Below are 16400 nucleotides of genomic sequence, written 5' to 3'. Positions count from 1 at the left end.
CTAACGTTTAATGTCTAAATGAGATAAAATGTTATCGGCTTAAGTCAACCAGACTTTAGTATAATTACAGCCTAGCTTTGTTAAGTGTAGCAACAAAATACTTATTTACTATACTGGCAAAGAATTCTAATTATCAAGCCTTAATATACACTGACTGATATCGTATTTTTAGGACCTAGCTATGTCGACGCACCTTTGCTCACCACAACATGTTTTAGTACTGAACTGTGGTAGTTCAAGTTTAAAATTTGCCATTTTAGATGCCACTACTTCTGACGAAGTTATTTCTGGTTTAGCTGAGCGCCTTGGCTCAGACACGCCTTCAATCAAATATAAATATAATGGTGAAAAACAACTTATTGAACTTGCAAAGGGCCAAGCCCATGATGCAGCCATTGCTGAGCTTGTGAAGCTAGTTAATGAGTTAGGTCTGGCAGATAACTTAATTGCGGTGGGTCATCGTGTTGTGCACGGTGGTGAGCATTTCACTGAGTCTGTGCTTATCGACGATAATGTACTTACAGCTATCGAAAAAACAGCGGCACTTGCTCCACTTCATAACCCTGCAAATTTATTGGGCATTCGCACTGCACAGCAAGCGTTCTCAACGCTACCGCAAATTGCTGTATTTGATACGGCATTTCACCAAAGCATGCCAAATATTGCATACTTATACGCCCTACCTTACTCGCTTTATAAAGAGCACGGGGTGAGACGTTATGGTTTTCATGGTACAAGCCATTATTATGTTGCTGGAGAAGCGGCAAAATTGCTAGGTAAAGAGCGTGAGCAAACCAATGTGATCAGTGCGCATTTAGGTAATGGTTGTTCAGTGTGTGCGATTAAAGATGGTAAGAGCGTTGATACCAGCATGGGTCTGACACCGCTTGAAGGCTTAGTGATGGGCACGCGCAGTGGTAGCATCGACCCGGGTTTATTCACGTTTTTAACTCAGCAACTTAATTATTCAGTGCAAGAAATTGATGACTTACTTAATAAGCAAAGTGGCCTGTTAGGTATTAGTGAATTATCAAATGACTGTCGCACTATTGAAGAAGCCGCTGTTGAAGGTCACCCGCAAGCAAACCTTGCACTCGATATTTTCTGCTACCGTTTAGCAAAACAAATCGCCGCATTCTTAGTGCCTGTACAACGCCTTGATGCACTTATTTTCACCGGTGGTATCGGTGAAAACTCAGATATCATTCGTGACAAAGTGATCACCCAATTAGGCTTTTTAGGCCTTGAGTGTGACGAAGCTGCAAACTTAGCTGCTCGCTTTGGTAAAGAAGGCTTAATCTCAAAAGGCCAAGCCCACGCGAAAGCGTTTGTGATCCCGACCAACGAAGAATGGGTTATTGCTAACGACGCAGCCCGCATTGCAAAGGAGGGTTAATTAATGGCACGTAGAATTATGTTGATCCCTATTTCAACTGGGGTTGGTTTAACATCTGTTTCTGTTGGTTTAGTGCGTGCACTTGAGCAAAAAGCGCTTAAAGTGAACTTTTTCAAACCAATTGCACAGCCGCGTTCTGGCGATACAGGCCCTGAAAAGTCGACGCAGATTGTTACTCATGGCTCGCCAATTAATCCGCCTACTCCCTTCGATTTGAGCTATGCAGAACAAATGATTGGTGATGGTAAAGGCGACGACTTACTTGAAGAAATCGTCGAGCGCTTTGAAAACACCATTAAAGAAGACGAAATTGCAATTATTGAAGGTATGGTGCCAACACGTCGTCAGCCGTACGCAGGCCGTGTAAACCGTGAAATCGCGCAAACTCTGGGTGCTGATATTGTTTTTGTTTTAACGCCTAGTAACGATAGCAACGACCAAATTGAAGACCGTTTAGAAATCGCCTCAGGCAACTATGGCGGTGTTAACCACCCTCGCGTGTTAGGCTGTATTTTCAACAAAGTTAATGCACCTTTAGATGATGAAGGTCGTGCCCGTGCTGATCTAGTTGAAGCTCATGAGCCAGAGCAACTTGAAAACGAATTAAACCGTTTAGCATCGCTGCCTATTTTCAGAAAGCACCCATTTAAGTTATTAGGTTCAATCCCGTGGGATTTCGATCTAGTAGCGCCGCGTGTGCGTGATTTATGTGAATACTTAAAGGCCGAAGTTATTAATGAAGGCGACATGGCTCACCGACGTTTACGTCGCGTTACTTTCTGCGCCCGTACCGTATCGAATATTTTAAGCCACTTTACCCCAGGTGCATTACTGGTCACTCCGGGCGATCGCTCTGATGTATTAGTTGCCGCTTGTTTATCAGCTATGAATGGCACCAAGCTTGGGGCTATTTTATTAACCGGTGGCTTTAAGCCTGAAGATCGCATCATGAAATTATGCGAACAAGCGATGGATACGGGCCTGCCAATTCTTGCAACAGAAGAAGATACGTGGCGCACGTCTTTATTACTGCACAACTTCAATATGGAAGTACCGTGTGATGATGATCAGCGTATCGATAAAGTAAAAGATCACAACGCCAGCCACATTGACTCTGATTGGTTAGACAGCCTAGCGCAAAGTGTTGGTCGTACTCGTAAAATGTCTCCGCCAGCGTTTCGTTTCTTACTGACAGACAAAGCTCGTCAAGCGAATAAAACAGTTGTTTTACCAGAAGGTAATGAGCCGCGCACAATTAAAGCTGCGGCAATTTGTGGCCAACGTGGCATTGCAAAAACAATCTTACTTGGTGACAAAGAAGAGATTTTACGTATTGCTGAGCAACAAGGTGTTGAGCTTAACGATAACGTAACTATTGTTGAGCCAGCGGATGTGATCAACGATTACGTTGCGCCTATGGTTGAAATTCGTAAAAACAAAGGCTTAACAGAAGTGGTTGCCCAAGAGCAATTACTTGATAACGTGGTGCTTGGCACCATGATGCTTGAACAAGGAAAAGTAGATGGTCTAGTGTCGGGTGCGGTTAACACCACTGCGAATACGATTCGCCCACCGCTACAGTTAATTAAAACTGCACCGGGTTCATCGTTGGTATCGTCAGTGTTCTTTATGTTGTTACCTGATCAAGTTCTGGTTTACGGTGACTGTGCAATCAACCCTGACCCAACAGCAGAGCAACTGGCCGATATCGCGATCCAGTCAGCTGATTCAGCGGCTGCGTTTGGTATTGAACCTCGTGTTGCAATGATCAGCTACAGTACGGGTACTTCGGGTTCAGGTGCTGACGTGGAAAAAGTGCGTGAAGCCACTAAACTTGCCCAGCAAAAGCGCCCTGATTTAGTGATTGATGGCCCGCTTCAGTACGACGCTGCAATTATGGAAAATGTAGCAATTAAGAAAGCACCAGACAGCCCGGTTGCAGGTAAAGCAACGGTGTTTGTATTCCCAGATTTAAATACCGGTAATACAACCTATAAAGCAGTTCAACGGAGTGCCGATTTAATTAGTATTGGCCCAATGCTGCAAGGTATGCGTAAGCCGGTAAATGACTTGAGTCGTGGTGCATTAGTAGACGATATTGTTTACACCATTGCCCTTACAGCAATTCAAGCTAAGCAAGTTGAAAGCTTAGAAAATTAACCCTTCAAAATTTAGGCTAATTTATAAAACCCTTATAAATTAGCCTATTACCTTCTTTATACTGACCTATTCCCATATTTATCCACAGAATCTGTGGACAACCTCAACAGCGATATTGAGTAAAACCTCAGCAATCAAAATTATTGCGCTTTATCTTAACTTTGTTTACCTATACTATAAATTCAAAGGCTTCAAAGATAGGATCGCAGATGTCAAAACAAACGTTACAACTTCATAGTGAAGAACTTACCATTCATAGTTTAGATGTCGATGCAACGATTGACCCTGCCTTACTCCAACAAGCTATTTTCTTTATTGCAAAAACGGCTGATGAGCTGTCTATTGTCTGCCCAAGTAGTTTCCAGCTCGACAGTCTGGACCAAGAAACCGACTGGCAAGCACTGGAAGTCATTGGCCCACTTGGTTTTTCGTTGACTGGTATTATGGCGAACATTTCTGGCGTGCTAGCAAAAGCGTCGATTTCGATTTTTGCTTTATCTACTTACGATACCGATTATGTATTAGTGAAAAAGCAAAGTATGGCCAAAGCCATTACAGCTCTGAAAAAAGACGGTTACCATGTGCTAGGTGATGTTAAATAAGCCATGACTAACGAAGTTCAATACTTACCCGAACGCAGCCTCAGAAAAGCGCGCTGCATGGCCATTAAAAGCCCATTTAGTGGGCGTGTAAAAAGCATTAACGAGCACCCTGAGCCATTTTTTCGTTTTGCCACCCTTGGCCCAGGGATTAGTGTTGAACTAACCAGCCACAACATCATTGCGCCATTCGATGGCACCCTATTACAAGTTAAAAATGCTGGTAAAGAATACATTTTACAAGCAAAAAACGGTTTAAAAGTTTTATTAAACTTATCGTTTTCATCGGTTGAAGAACATATCAACCACACCAATATCGCTAAATTAAACGGCAGTAAAATTAGCCAAGGTGAACGATTAGCCTATTTTGATTTACGCGAGTTGAGCAGCCCTATGCTTGGTACGCTTTGCGTTCTCAATAGCCAACACCTTGGACCCCTTTATTATTCACTATCTCAGGTCACTGCTGGGGTAGACACATTACTCACTGTAACTAAAAAGTAGAATTTATGACTATCATGTACGGTATCAGCAATTGCGATACAATTAAAAAAGCCAAGAAATATTTAACTGATAACAATCAAGAATTTACTTTCCATGATTACCGTAAAGACGGCATTAGTGCTGAGCTAGTTAATGAGTTAGCAGCGCATATTGATTGGCAAGATTTAGTTAATAAACGCGGCACAACTTATCGCCAATTATCTGATGAGCAAAAGCAAAACCTAGATAAAGAATCTGCATTAGCATTACTTGTTGAGCAACCTGCGATGATCAAGCGCCCGGTACTTGTGCATAATGGCCAATACCACTTAGGTTTTAAAGCCGCTCAATACGATGAGATTTTTGCCTAATGACTCACCCTGTTATTGAACTTGCTCAAGCGCTTATCCAGCGTGAATCAGTGACGCCTGAAGATGCTGGTTGCCAAGCGTTAATGAACGAACGCCTTGAAAAACTTGGCTTTAATATTGAATCACTGTTTTTCACCGATACGCTAAATACTTGGGCTCGTAAGGGCGATGCGTCACCGCATTTTTGTTTTGCTGGTCACACTGATGTTGTACCAACAGGTCCTGAAAAAAATTGGCAGCACCCGCCTTTTTCTGCACTGGTAAAAGACGGTATGTTACATGGTCGCGGCGCAGCCGATATGAAAGGTTCACTGGCTGCTATGGTGGTTGCCACTGAGCGTTTTGTGGCTAAGCACCCAGATCACAAAGGTTCAATTTCGTTTTTAATTACGTCTGATGAAGAAGGCCCGTTTATCAACGGCACAACCCGTGTTATCGATACCCTCGAAGCACGAGGCGAAAAGATTGATTTGTGCCTAGTTGGCGAACCCTCTTCACGAGATGTGCTTGGCGATGTGGTAAAAAATGGTCGTCGCGGTTCATTAACTGGCTTTTTAACCGTGAAAGGTGTGCAAGGCCATGTTGCTTACCCGCATCTAGCGCAAAACCCAATTCATTTAGCTGCTCCTGCGTTAACTGAACTGAGTCAAACCGAGTGGGATCAAGGTAACGAATTTTTCCCTGCAACGAGTTTTCAGGTTTCGAATATTAACGGCGGTACCGGTGCCGGAAATGTGATCCCAGGTGAACTTGAGATTCAATTTAACTTTCGCTTTAGTACTGAAGTAACTCACCAACAGCTACAGCAGCGAGTGGTTGATATTGTTGAGAAACACAACCTCAATTACGAGCTAAATTGGATTGTCAATGGGCTGCCTTTTTTAACCGATCATGGCCCGTTAGTTGATGCTACCGTGCACGCTATTAAGCAGGTGACTGGACGCGACACCGTGCTTGAAACCACCGGTGGTACTTCTGATGGCCGCTTTATCGCGCAAACGGGCGCCAAAGTCATTGAGCTTGGTCCGCGTAATGAAACCATTCACAAAGTAGATGAATGTGTTAGCACCGATGATTTAATTCAACTAGCTGATATTTACGAAGTGATTTTAGAGCAACTGCTTACATGAACCCAACCGAGCTTAAGCAATGCGCCACGGGGTTAAGTAGCTCACATTTAGTTGAGCTACAAAACCATCGCTTGCATCGTGATATTGTCGATGATTTTTTAGCTCTGCAGCAAGGAGCAAAAGAAGCTGGTATTGATCTGACAATTGCCTCAAGCTTTCGTGATTTTCATCGTCAAAGTGCTATTTGGAATGCTAAATTTCAGGGCCTTCGACCGGTTTACACCCTTGAGCAACAAACGGTAGATTTAGAAAATCTAAGTGATACTGAAAAGTGCCACGCTATTATGCTTTACTCAGCACTGCCTGGGGCAAGTAGGCACCACTTTGGTACCGACCTCGACATTTACGATACCCGCCCTATTGACGATGATTACCAGCTGCAATTAACCCCTGATGAGTATTCGCCCACAGGGCCCTTTGCCAAGCTTGCTGCATGGCTTGACGATAACCTAGAAAAATATGGTTTTTATCGCCCTTATCAGGAGTACAAAGGTGGGGTTGCTCCTGAGCCTTGGCATATCAGTCATATTGGTGTGTCTGCTAAGATGATGGCGTTTTTGTCAGTTACAACATTACAGCAATGTATTGCACAAAGTGAGCTGAGCGGCAAACAAGCGATACTAGCCGAACTTAACACCTTGTATGAACGCTACGTATTAAATATTAATACGCCCTAATCTAGACACTGCGCTTTTTAGCCATCAAAAACACCAGTACAGCGCCAAGAATTAAGGCGCTGGCTACAACTAAACGCGCTGTTAATTGCTCATCTAAAACCACCACCCCAGCTAATGTGGCAAGTACAGGCACGGTTAGCTGCACCACACCTGCTTGGCTACTTTTAAGCCTAGGTAGTGCAATGTACCAAATGCTATAGCCAAGCCCGGATGCAAGCGCTCCTGAAGCTATCGCCAAATAAACCCCACTGGCAGTAATATCTTGCCAATCAACCACGGCTAGAAACACTAAAATTGGCACGAGTATTAAACTTCTTAGAAAGTTAAAGCTGGTTGCTTGCAAAGGTGAGCTGCATGATTTTCCGCGAATACTGTAAACACCCCACGCCACACCACTTAACGCCATGAGCATTGCAGGCATCAAAGAAGGCACCGTGGCTGAGGGCAGCATTAAGTATATAAAGCCCGCAAAAGCGACAAACAAAGCCCCCCACTGCACTTTACTGAGTGGTTCTTTATTTAAAACACTATGGCCTATCATGGTTAACTGTACTGCTGAAAATAAGATAAGTGCGCCTGTGCCTGTGTTTAAATCAACATAGGCAACTGAAAAGCACAGCGCGTAAACAAATAAGCTAAGCGCACTGATATTGCTACCTTTATCGGTTAAAGGTTGAGCTGATTGTGATTTTGATCTCAATAAAGTTGTTTGCCATATAAGTATACCAAGCAACATCAACGCCCCACTTGCAAAGCGAATGGCTGTAAAACTTAACGGATCAATATCACCACTTTGTAATGCCATCCGGCACAGCAAAGAGTTAGCTGCAAACGCACAAAGTGCAATCAAGGTATACAGTATGGTGCTCAACAAATGAGTTATCCTTTTGGTTTTAAAAAAGATAAGACCTAAAATTAGACAATTAACTTACGATTTTTTACATAATTTATCATAGAAGGTTAAGCCGCGTATGCTAATCTGAGTACATTGTTTAAAAGGAGTGTTCAGTGCATCGACGTTTATTTATTGGAGCTGCTCTACTGTTATCTGGTTGCAGTACCATAGGTATTACTGATCTATTCCAAGATTATGCGACGCAGCTAAGACCTGTGCGCCAAGCTGTTTCTCAGAATAACATAGCAAGTGCGCAGCAACTTTTGCCAAGTAACAGCCGAGGCCATAGTAACTATTTGTTAAATCAGCTTGAAACGGCCCGTCTTGAGTTTTTGGCTAAACAAAATTCTCAGGCCAATGAGACCTTTGAAGCTGTTTATCAAAATATGGAAAAAAAGCGTCAAGCAGCCAAAGTACAGCTAAGTGCAGGCCTTGAGCAAACAAATTCATTATTAACCAATGACTCAGTGATTGGTTATGAGCCAGCAGCCTATGAAATGACCATGCTGCATAGCTACAAAGCACTGAGTTATGTATTTGATAAACAACTTGAATCTGCATTAGTTGAAGTTAGACGTGCAAATAAAGTGCAAGAAGATGCACTTAAAGACAATCAAGCTGAACTTGATCAACAAGCAGAACAGGCAGCCGAAGGCTACCCTGATATGGCCGAGCTAATTGGTAATGTCAAAAATGGCTTTCAAAATGCCTTTACGTTTTATTTGTCTGGCCTACTTTATGAGGCAGATAAACAGTTTGATGATGCCTATATCGATTATAAGAAAGCACTCGAAATAAATAGCGAAAATAGCTACTTACAGCAAACAGTGTTACGCCTTGCCAAAAAACAAGGGTTTGATCAGGATTTTGAAGAATTTAGCAAACGCTTTGGCAAGTTAAAGCAGACTCAAACAAACACGGGACAAGTAATTGTAATTGCAGAGCAAGGTTTGATACCAGCAAGGCAAGAGTTTCATTTACGATTACCCATTTATACCTCCCGGGGTGATGCACGCTTTTACAGTATTGCCATGCCAGTTTATCGCGATGCGCCCTATGCGGGCAGTAATAAAACAGTGACTCTTGATGGCGAAAATTTGCCACTGACGCCCATTGTTAGGCTTGAAGCACTGGCAGCAAAAACTTTGAAAGATCAAAGTGCTGGCAGAATAACCCGTCAAGTAATGCGTTTGGTAGCAAAAGAAAAGATGCGCGCAGAATTGGCAAGAAGCGGCGGCGATGTCGGTAATATTTTAGCGAATATTTATAACATAGCATCAGAGCAAGCTGATACGCGAAGCTGGTCGACTTTACCAAGTCAACTGAGTATTGCACAGCACGCGATGTCAGCAGGTCAGCACGCTTTAAGCGTGCCGGGACATGGCGAAATAGACTTTACGGTTAGTAAGCAAGGGTTAACCTTGATTTTCCTAACCTCTATAAATAACTACTACGACACACATGTTGTACAACTCTAGGAGCAATGATGAAATACTTAGTGCCACTATTAACCATTTTACTTGTTGCGGCTTGCTCCTCACGCCCTACCACTTCTGGCATTGGTGTTGAGCAGGCATCACAACAGTATAACCAACAACTGATTGTTAATAACCCTGAACTTGGCAAGAAATTAGCCATTACAGATGTAAAAACACGCCAAACAAATGGCTTAACCGATGTTGTTGTGACACTGGCAAGCCAGTATAAAAAGTCTCAATACTTACAATATCAATTTACTTGGTATGACGCTGATGGCTTTGTTATTCGCGGCAACCATTCACCTTGGCAACCCATTACATTATTTGGATTTGCTAAGACCCAATTACCGGGCCTAGCCCCGACAGCAAATGCTGTCACCTTCTCGCTTGCAGTGCGTGAAGTGTCAACAGAAGCACAAGAATTTGAAGATTAAGGATACTACAATGAAATTACTTTCTGTTAAGTCGGCTGCGGCCGTTGCAATGACAAGCGCTTTGTTGCTGTCTGGTTGTGCTAATAAAGCCGTTGTTAGCTATGGTGATGCGCAAGCTGTTGAAACCACAGATATCAATTTTGGCTCAACGGATCTACAAAAAGTAGCAAGCCAAATGACAGACTCGTTACTTGCTTCACCTGTGGTTGGCACCATGACAGCAAATACTCGCCCTATCGTGTTTGTTGAGCGTATTAAAAACAAAACGAGCGAGCACATTGATACTGAATCAATCACCGATTCGATCTCAACACAGTTATTACGCAGTGGTAAGTTCCGCTTTGTTGATATGACCCGTGTTGAAGCTGTGCGCGAACAACTTAATTTCCAAAACGTCGATCCACTAGTTGATCCAAATACCGCTATCGCTTTTGGCCAGCAAGTTGGTGCGCAATATATGTTATACGGCAACTTATCGAGCATTGTTAAATCAAATGCTGACAAGGCTGATGTGTATTACAAATTCACCATGCGTTTAATGGATTTAAAAAGCGGCCTAGTTGAATGGGCTGATGAAACTGAAATCCGCAAAACACGTGAGAAATCAACCTTTGGCTGGTAGTCAGGAGGGGTTATGAAATACCTAGTAGCAATCCTAGCAAGCTGTTTATTACTGAGCTCGCCTAGTTATGCTGACTATCAGCGTAACAAAGCTGTACCAGTACAACAGGTGTTATTTGGCTCAGTACAATCAGTACGAACCATTACCGAACAAGAACTGGTCAGAGACAGAACCAATGGCTGGGAAACGTTTGGTGGTGCGCTTATTGGCGGTGTTATCGGTAATCAGTTTGGTGGCGGCAGTGGCCGCACTGTAGCAACCATTTTAGGTTCGATGATTGGTGGCTCTGTTGCTCACAACCGCCAACAAAACAGTCGCGTCATACAATATCAGCTCGTTGAATTGATGATCAAAGTAGAAAGCGGCGAACAGTTTATGGTTGTGCAAGACAAAGATAACCAAATGCTGTTTAACCAAGGCGATAAAGTACGTCTGGTGTACCTCACCGATAACACGGTACGTGTTGATAAAGCTTATTAAAAAAGCGAGCCTTGGCTCGCTTTTTTTAACTTTGTCGATAATCAGCGAAGAATCGCTGCATCTTACTCATGGCTTCTGTTAAATCATCTTTGTTAGGTAAAAATACCAATCTGAAATGATCCGGATCAGGCCAATTAAATGCGCGACCATGCACTAATAAGATTTTCTCAGCTTTGAGTAAATCTAAAATCATGCGCTCATCGTTTTTAATATTAAAGTGCGCCGTATCCACCTTCGCAAATGCGTAAAGTGCCCCTTTAGGCTTTTTACAGCTAATACCATCAATGGCATTTAAACCACGCCATGCAATATCACGCTGCACATACAATCGACCACCAGGGTTTATCAAGTTATCGATTGACTGCACACCGCCTAAAGCTTGTTGAATGGCATACTGAGCAGGCACATTGGCACATAAGCGCATGGATGCCAGCATATCTAGGCCACGACTTAAATCTTCCATCATGCTAGTACGACCGCTTAACACCATCCAGCCCATACGCAATCCTGCCGCGCGGTACGTTTTTGCTAGGCCATTAAAGGTGATAATTGGCACATCATCACACAACGCACCAATCGAGCTGTGGCTGACACCGTCATACAAGATTTTCTCGTAAATCTCATCGCTCAGTAACAATAACTTGTGCTCGCGAGCAATATTGATAAGTTCCATCAACAGATCATCGCTATACACCGCACCGGTTGGGTTATTCGGATTTATAAGCACCAACGCTTTAGTCTTTGACGTGATCTTCGATTTAATATCAGCAATATCAGGAAACCAATCTTGTTCTTCATCACATAGATAATGCACAGGGTTACCCCCTGCTAATTTAACCGAAGCTGTCCATAGCGGATAATCCGGTGCTGGAATAAGCACTTCGTCGTCATTATCAAGTAATGCTTGTGTGGTCATTTGAATTAATTCGCTGACCCCATTGCCAATATAAATATTATCGACATCAAGATTAAATAAACCGCGTTGCTGATAGTGTTGATAGACAGCCACACGGGCTGAGTAGAGGCCTTTAGAGTCACAGTAGCCTTGGGCTGAATATAAGTTACGAATGATATCTTTGTGCATATCTTCAGGCATATCAAAGCCAAAGGCAGCAGGATTGCCAATGTTTAGCTTTAATACTTTTTGCCCTTCGTCTTCCATTTTTCGAGCTTGTGCAAGCACAGGCCCACGTATGTCATAACAGACACCGTCTAGTTTGTGACTCTTTTTGATTTGTGACATGGTTACCTCTACTAATTAGCCTTAAGACTAACCCAGTACGGGGCCACCACGCCAGAGGATTTTTGCGGTTATAACTGAAATAAATTCAAGTTTTTAGCGGCCAGCAAGCCATACTTGTAATTTTTCGACTGAACCTGAAACTTGTTCATCAAGAGTTTGTGATTTTTCTTGTGCTGTTGCGACATCGCCTTGGTTCAAAGTCAGTTCAATTTCTTGCGCAAGTGCTGATAAACTCATGGCACCAAATTGGGCGGCATTTGATTTTAAACTGTGTGCATGCCTTGCTGCTGCTTCATTATCTGAACCAAGATTTGCAAGTACTTCAGATCCTAAACGCTGAAATTCACTGCAACAAAAGGTTAAGGTGTCGGCAAATTGGTCACCTAAAAGTGATTCCATTCCTTCAAGTGCACTCTCATCAATTGTGATTGTCGTCATCTTTATCCCTTAATTAAAAACGTAATTATATAAATCGCAACTTTAGCGGTTCATAGCCAAAAAGCAAACCTGCTTTGCGAGTTAAGCTCATGTATACTAGGCATAGTTTTGATTTACACCTGAGTTTGTATGGCTAGAGAATTGTGCTCACATTGTGGCTTTTCAGTTAAAACCTGTTTATGTGATTCAATAAGCATAATCAATAATAAACTAAAAATCATTATATTACGCCACCCTAGTGAGGAAAAAGTTACTAAGAACACCGCTAATTTGCTGAATTTAGGCTTAGAAAATTGCCAGATCTTTGCTGGTGAGTCAGAACAAGACTTTTTACAGCTTGCAACATTCCCAAAAGCAACAACCGCGGTACTTTATCCTGCTGATGATGCATTATGCTTAGATGAGCACACAGCCACTTCAAATGCTTTCAAACAGTCTTTGAGCCATTTAATCGTGATTGATGGTACGTGGAAAAAAGCTTACAAAATATTGCAATTAACTCCTAGCCTTCAAGGCTTTCAAGCTGTGAGTTTTAAACAACTACCCCAAAACAAATACGTCATTCGTAAAGCACCACGCGCAGATAGTTTATCTACTTTAGAAGCTGTTGCTCATAGCCTAAAACTGATTGAAGGCCTTGATGTAACACCGCTATACAGTTTATTAGCGGCACTGGTCGATAAGCAAACCCAACATATGCCAGATGATGTTAAGGCGCGCTATTTATAATGCGTGTATCAAAACGACTTAGCGCAGGTTTTCATCGTCAAGGTCCAGATTACCGCTTTGATGATCAAGTTGATTTTGACGATATTCGCGACACCTTTGGTTTTCGTACCATGGTGGTTGGCAATTGGGTTAATAAGCAAGAGCGGCTTTTAGCAGCAAATTTAATTTACGATGCCTTAGCTGATCTTGCACAAATTCTGACTTTGCCACCAACAGCGATTGGCCTTAGGGGTAAGCTTAATTTTGCCTTTGGTCATGGTGGCCAAAAAGGTGTGCAGGCTCATTACAATGCCAACAGCCAAACTCTTGCGCTAGCTAAAAATGCTGGCGGTGGCGCTCTCGCCCACGAATGGTTTCATGCGTTTGATCACCATATTTGTCAGCATTTATTTAAGAGCAGAAAGAGCATGCAATTTTGCTCAGCGCTGTGGCTCGAACAGTCACCAAATTTAAGCCATCCACTAAATCAGCGTTTAAATGAATTTTACCATCAGGTTTTTTTAGATACCTCAGGTGCAAATCCAAATGAGTTCGTTAAGCAATCTATCGCTTTTGATAAGCAGGTAAAACAACTATATATGAGTATGCCTGAGGAGCTAGCTGCCCGCTGTTTTGAAAAGTGCATTACCATGCACCCTGATATAAAAAATAGCTTTTTAGTGAGTGGGTTATCGACAAGTGGCTTAATCTACCCAGATGAACAGCATACAATGCGCTGCTTTTCTGCACTGCTGAATTACTTTAATCAATTAGGTTTGCTGTTGCATCAAGGCTAATTTCAACTTTCTGCACATCGCTTATCCAAGCTAAGTAGTCATCTGCACAAAGCGGTTTTGAAAAATAATACCCTTGTCCAAACTGGCAGCCATAACTTTGCAGCATTGCTAAGCTTTGTTCGTCTTCAATACCCTCAGCAACCACCTGCGCGCCCAGAGTGGCAGCAATGTCGCAGGTTGCTCGACAGATACTCTGATCATTTACTGAAAACGGCAGATTTAACACAAATTGCTTATCTATTTTCACTTCGTCAAAGCCAAGTTGACTTAAATAAGCAAGTGAAGAATAGCCAGTACCAAAATCATCAATCGCGAGTTTTAAGCCAATTAAACGGTAGTCATCAAGTGTGGCTTTAATCTTTTTACTTTCTTCCAAAGTGGCTGATTCAGTCAGCTCTAACATCACGGATTCGGCACGCACTTTTTGCTCATTTAAAATGGTGATTAACAGCACAGGTAGGTCTTTATTTAATAGATCTTTTGCTGAAATATTAATAGAAATAACGTGATCGGGTATCAGTTTGCAAAACTTCGCTTGCCACTGGATACCATTTTCAACCACCCACTCTGTGAGTTGATTGATCACCCCTGCTGATTCTGCAATTGGAATAAACACATCAGGGCTCACCGCACCAAATACAGGATGATGCCATCGCAGCAATGCTTCACAGCCCACTACTTTGCCTGTTTTCAAACAAATCTGTGGCTGAAAATGTAAGCTTAACTGGTTTTCATCTATCGCCATTTTAAGCGCCGCAGCAATAGATAATCTTTGTTCAGAAAGCCGCGCACTCTCTGAGTCGAACATGCGCCATCGCTCACCTTGTAGGCGTTTTTCGGTCATTGCTTGTATTGCACATTGCAATATTTGCTTTGCGGTATTGCCATGCATCGGGTAATAAGCAACACCAATATCAACACTATCGACTAAGTTAATATCTTCATGGGTGAGCCCTTCTTCAAAGACCCCATGGATCAAACATGCAAACTGCTCTATATGACTGAGCTCTAATTCACCAATAACTAAGCAACCAAATGTACTGTCATCAACGTGAGCAAGCCATGCGCTCCTGCTGGCTTGAATTTCAAGCTTTAATGCATTCATGGTCTGTAGCTGAGTATTTAAGATACTTAACCTTTCATTTATACAAATATTGGCTTGCTCAAAACCAAATGTAGAACGCGCGTTTGAAAGTACATGAGGTTTAAATAACAAAACTGAAAAGTGTTGTTTCTGCGATACTTTCTTCACCATTTGCGCGAGTAAAAATTGCTTATTTGGCAGTTTAGTGTCTGCATCATGCAGCATAGAATAACTAAATGCTGAAATTTGCTGACGATCTTTTAACAACAGCACAGAACATATCGCCAGTGATGTGATAAGCAAAATGGTGTTGTGAACTCCATGATAACCAATACCAAAGCCATTCCAAATAAATAGACTAAATACCTGAGTCACAATTGTCAGAAGCATAAAACAACGAAGATGAGTGCGGCTATTTTTACGCTGCATTAAACGCAAAAATACAGCAGCTGCAAAACTTAAGAACCCGATACATGAAACTATAAATAACCATTGGCGATTAAATTGAGGCAGTAGTGATGACAACACGGCTGCACTGAGTAAACAAACCATCATAGCTTGCCACGCTTTTTTAAAGCGAGGTTTATAGGTATGGATTGCTAGAAAGTGATATAAAAAGTAGCTCGCAAAACATAATGCAAACTCATTAACGGGCCATTTTGCTTCCCAATCTAAACCATTAACGAGATAGTTTATTAACCCGTTATCAATCAAAAATCCGATACAAACCAACACGAAGTACGCATTCAGCACCAAGTATTTTGGTTGCTGCGATACAAAAAAATAAACAGCGCACACAAACATACATAAAATTAAGACGCCTAAGATTGCGCCATAGCTTAATATGATTTGATGGAGGTTTATTTCGAACGCTTTTGCAGCAACAACCCCAACTTCTAAAGTCAGTGCCCTATCGTGCTCAAAGTTAACCAATGCCCAGCGATGTCCTTGACTATGCTCTATTAACCAATGTGGTCGCACATTTGATAAGTTTTCGAGTGAGGCGAGCCGCTGATCATAAGTCGCCTGATAACTTTCATCTAACAGATAGAACTTTGCCCAGGTTAAGTTAGGCTCACCAAGATAGACAACGTAATTTTTATTGTCGGGTAGTTGGAATAAATCGATTATTAACCAGTGGGATGTTTGCGGGGCAAGACGAATGGAACTGCTTTCGAGTGCATTCAGCTGTTTAGCATTTTGTAGTGATTCTTGCAGGGTTCCACTTAATTTGGCAAGTGGCTCGGGGGAGTCAAGCAGCCAAACCGAGGCATTATCACTGGCAGCAAAAGTGCTAACGCTGTGTAAAAATACACAACACATTATTATGGGCAGCGTTCTAACAACCCGATGGATGTGCTTGCCAATAAAATGCATTTTAGCTCCGTGCTTTAAACACCAGCTA

At 42.3% G+C, this 16400-nt stretch carries 17 protein-coding genes; 13 read left to right on the top strand and 4 right to left on the bottom strand.

The features are described 5' to 3' along the window. Positions 1-181: 181 nt before the first annotated feature. The 7 genes from NH153_RS13295 (at position 182) to NH153_RS13265 (ending at position 6816) form a co-directional block, all read left to right on the top strand. Positions 182-1396, top strand: a complete 1215-nt coding sequence (locus tag NH153_RS13295) for an acetate kinase (RefSeq protein WP_063704633.1) — start codon at positions 182-184, stop codon at positions 1394-1396. Between the two features lie 3 nt (positions 1397-1399). After that, positions 1400-3556: a phosphate acetyltransferase gene (gene pta, locus NH153_RS13290; RefSeq protein ID WP_063704632.1), complete on the top strand. Its 2157-nt coding sequence runs from the start codon at positions 1400-1402 to the stop codon at positions 3554-3556. 209 nt (positions 3557-3765) lie between these two features. After that, the gene (locus NH153_RS13285) at positions 3766-4158 is read left to right on the top strand and encodes an ACT domain-containing protein (RefSeq protein ID WP_054552960.1); all 393 of its coding nucleotides are present in this window, start codon (positions 3766-3768) and stop codon (positions 4156-4158) included. A gap of 3 nt (positions 4159-4161) precedes the next feature. Beyond that, positions 4162-4659, top strand: coding sequence for a PTS glucose transporter subunit IIA (locus tag NH153_RS13280; protein ID WP_063704631.1), 498 nt, complete (start codon positions 4162-4164; stop codon positions 4657-4659). A gap of 5 nt (positions 4660-4664) precedes the next feature. Then, a complete protein-coding gene (locus NH153_RS13275) occupies positions 4665-5009 on the top strand; it encodes an ArsC family reductase (protein WP_063704630.1) in 345 nt (114 codons plus the stop codon). Next, positions 5009-6139 carry a succinyl-diaminopimelate desuccinylase gene (gene dapE / locus NH153_RS13270; RefSeq protein WP_063704629.1) on the top strand — a complete coding sequence of 377 codons (1131 nt, stop codon included), beginning with the start codon at positions 5009-5011 and terminating at the stop codon, positions 6137-6139. Before NH153_RS13275 ends, dapE begins: the two co-directional genes overlap by 1 nt. Further along, a complete protein-coding gene (locus NH153_RS13265; RefSeq protein ID WP_063704628.1) occupies positions 6136-6816 on the top strand; it encodes a M15 family metallopeptidase in 681 nt (226 codons plus the stop codon). The genes dapE and NH153_RS13265 overlap by 4 nt, the downstream gene beginning before the upstream one ends. Position 6817: 1 nt before the next feature. Here NH153_RS13265 and NH153_RS13260 read toward each other — a convergent pair whose 3' ends face one another. Beyond that, complete coding sequence (locus NH153_RS13260) at positions 6818-7687, bottom strand: DMT family transporter (RefSeq protein WP_063706129.1); 870 nt, start codon at positions 7685-7687, stop codon at positions 6818-6820. A gap of 137 nt (positions 7688-7824) precedes the next feature. Here NH153_RS13260 and NH153_RS13255 point away from each other — a divergent pair, with 137 nt between their 5' ends. Genes NH153_RS13255 through NH153_RS13240 form a run of 4 tightly spaced genes read left to right on the top strand, consistent with a single transcriptional unit; the run spans position 7825 to position 10725 of the window. Then, the gene (locus tag NH153_RS13255; protein ID WP_063704627.1) at positions 7825-9189 is read left to right on the top strand and encodes a COG3014 family protein; all 1365 of its coding nucleotides are present in this window, start codon (positions 7825-7827) and stop codon (positions 9187-9189) included. 8 nt (positions 9190-9197) lie between these two features. Then, positions 9198-9623 (top strand): YcfL family putative periplasmic lipoprotein, encoded by a 426-nt coding sequence (locus tag NH153_RS13250; protein ID WP_054552954.1) that lies wholly within the window; start codon positions 9198-9200, stop codon positions 9621-9623. A gap of 10 nt (positions 9624-9633) precedes the next feature. After that, positions 9634-10245, top strand: a complete 612-nt coding sequence (gene lpoB, locus NH153_RS13245) for a penicillin-binding protein activator LpoB (protein WP_054552953.1) — start codon at positions 9634-9636, stop codon at positions 10243-10245. Positions 10246-10257: 12 nt separating this feature from the next. After that, the gene (locus NH153_RS13240; protein WP_063704626.1) at positions 10258-10725 is read left to right on the top strand and encodes an outer membrane lipoprotein; all 468 of its coding nucleotides are present in this window, start codon (positions 10258-10260) and stop codon (positions 10723-10725) included. Positions 10726-10750: 25 nt separating this feature from the next. Here the strand turns inward: NH153_RS13240 and NH153_RS13235 are convergent, their stop codons facing one another. Together NH153_RS13235 and NH153_RS13230 are read right to left on the bottom strand one after the other, a co-directional pair. Continuing rightward, positions 10751-11968, bottom strand: coding sequence for a pyridoxal phosphate-dependent aminotransferase (locus NH153_RS13235; protein WP_063704625.1), 1218 nt, complete (start codon positions 11966-11968; stop codon positions 10751-10753). A 93-nt stretch (positions 11969-12061) separates the two neighbouring features. Beyond that, positions 12062-12406 (bottom strand): Hpt domain-containing protein, encoded by a 345-nt coding sequence (locus NH153_RS13230; protein WP_063704624.1) that lies wholly within the window; start codon positions 12404-12406, stop codon positions 12062-12064. A gap of 129 nt (positions 12407-12535) precedes the next feature. Here NH153_RS13230 and NH153_RS13225 point away from each other — a divergent pair, with 129 nt between their 5' ends. Both NH153_RS13225 and NH153_RS13220 read left to right on the top strand, forming a co-directional pair. Beyond that, positions 12536-13135, top strand: coding sequence for a tRNA-uridine aminocarboxypropyltransferase (locus NH153_RS13225; RefSeq protein WP_063704623.1), 600 nt, complete (start codon positions 12536-12538; stop codon positions 13133-13135). Next, positions 13135-13911 (top strand): CLCA_X family protein, encoded by a 777-nt coding sequence (locus NH153_RS13220; protein ID WP_063704622.1) that lies wholly within the window; start codon positions 13135-13137, stop codon positions 13909-13911. Before NH153_RS13225 ends, NH153_RS13220 begins: the two co-directional genes overlap by 1 nt. Here the strand turns inward: NH153_RS13220 and NH153_RS13215 are convergent. Beyond that, positions 13877-16372 (bottom strand): EAL domain-containing protein, encoded by a 2496-nt coding sequence (locus tag NH153_RS13215; protein WP_082874068.1) that lies wholly within the window; start codon positions 16370-16372, stop codon positions 13877-13879. The genes NH153_RS13220 and NH153_RS13215 overlap by 35 nt on opposite strands. Positions 16373-16400: the final 28 nt, after the last annotated feature.

This window comes from Pseudoalteromonas gelatinilytica, from assembly GCF_001641615.1.
GTDB lineage: Bacteria > Pseudomonadota > Gammaproteobacteria > Enterobacterales > Alteromonadaceae > Pseudoalteromonas > Pseudoalteromonas gelatinilytica.
This window is presented reverse-complemented; position numbering and strand designations above follow the sequence as displayed.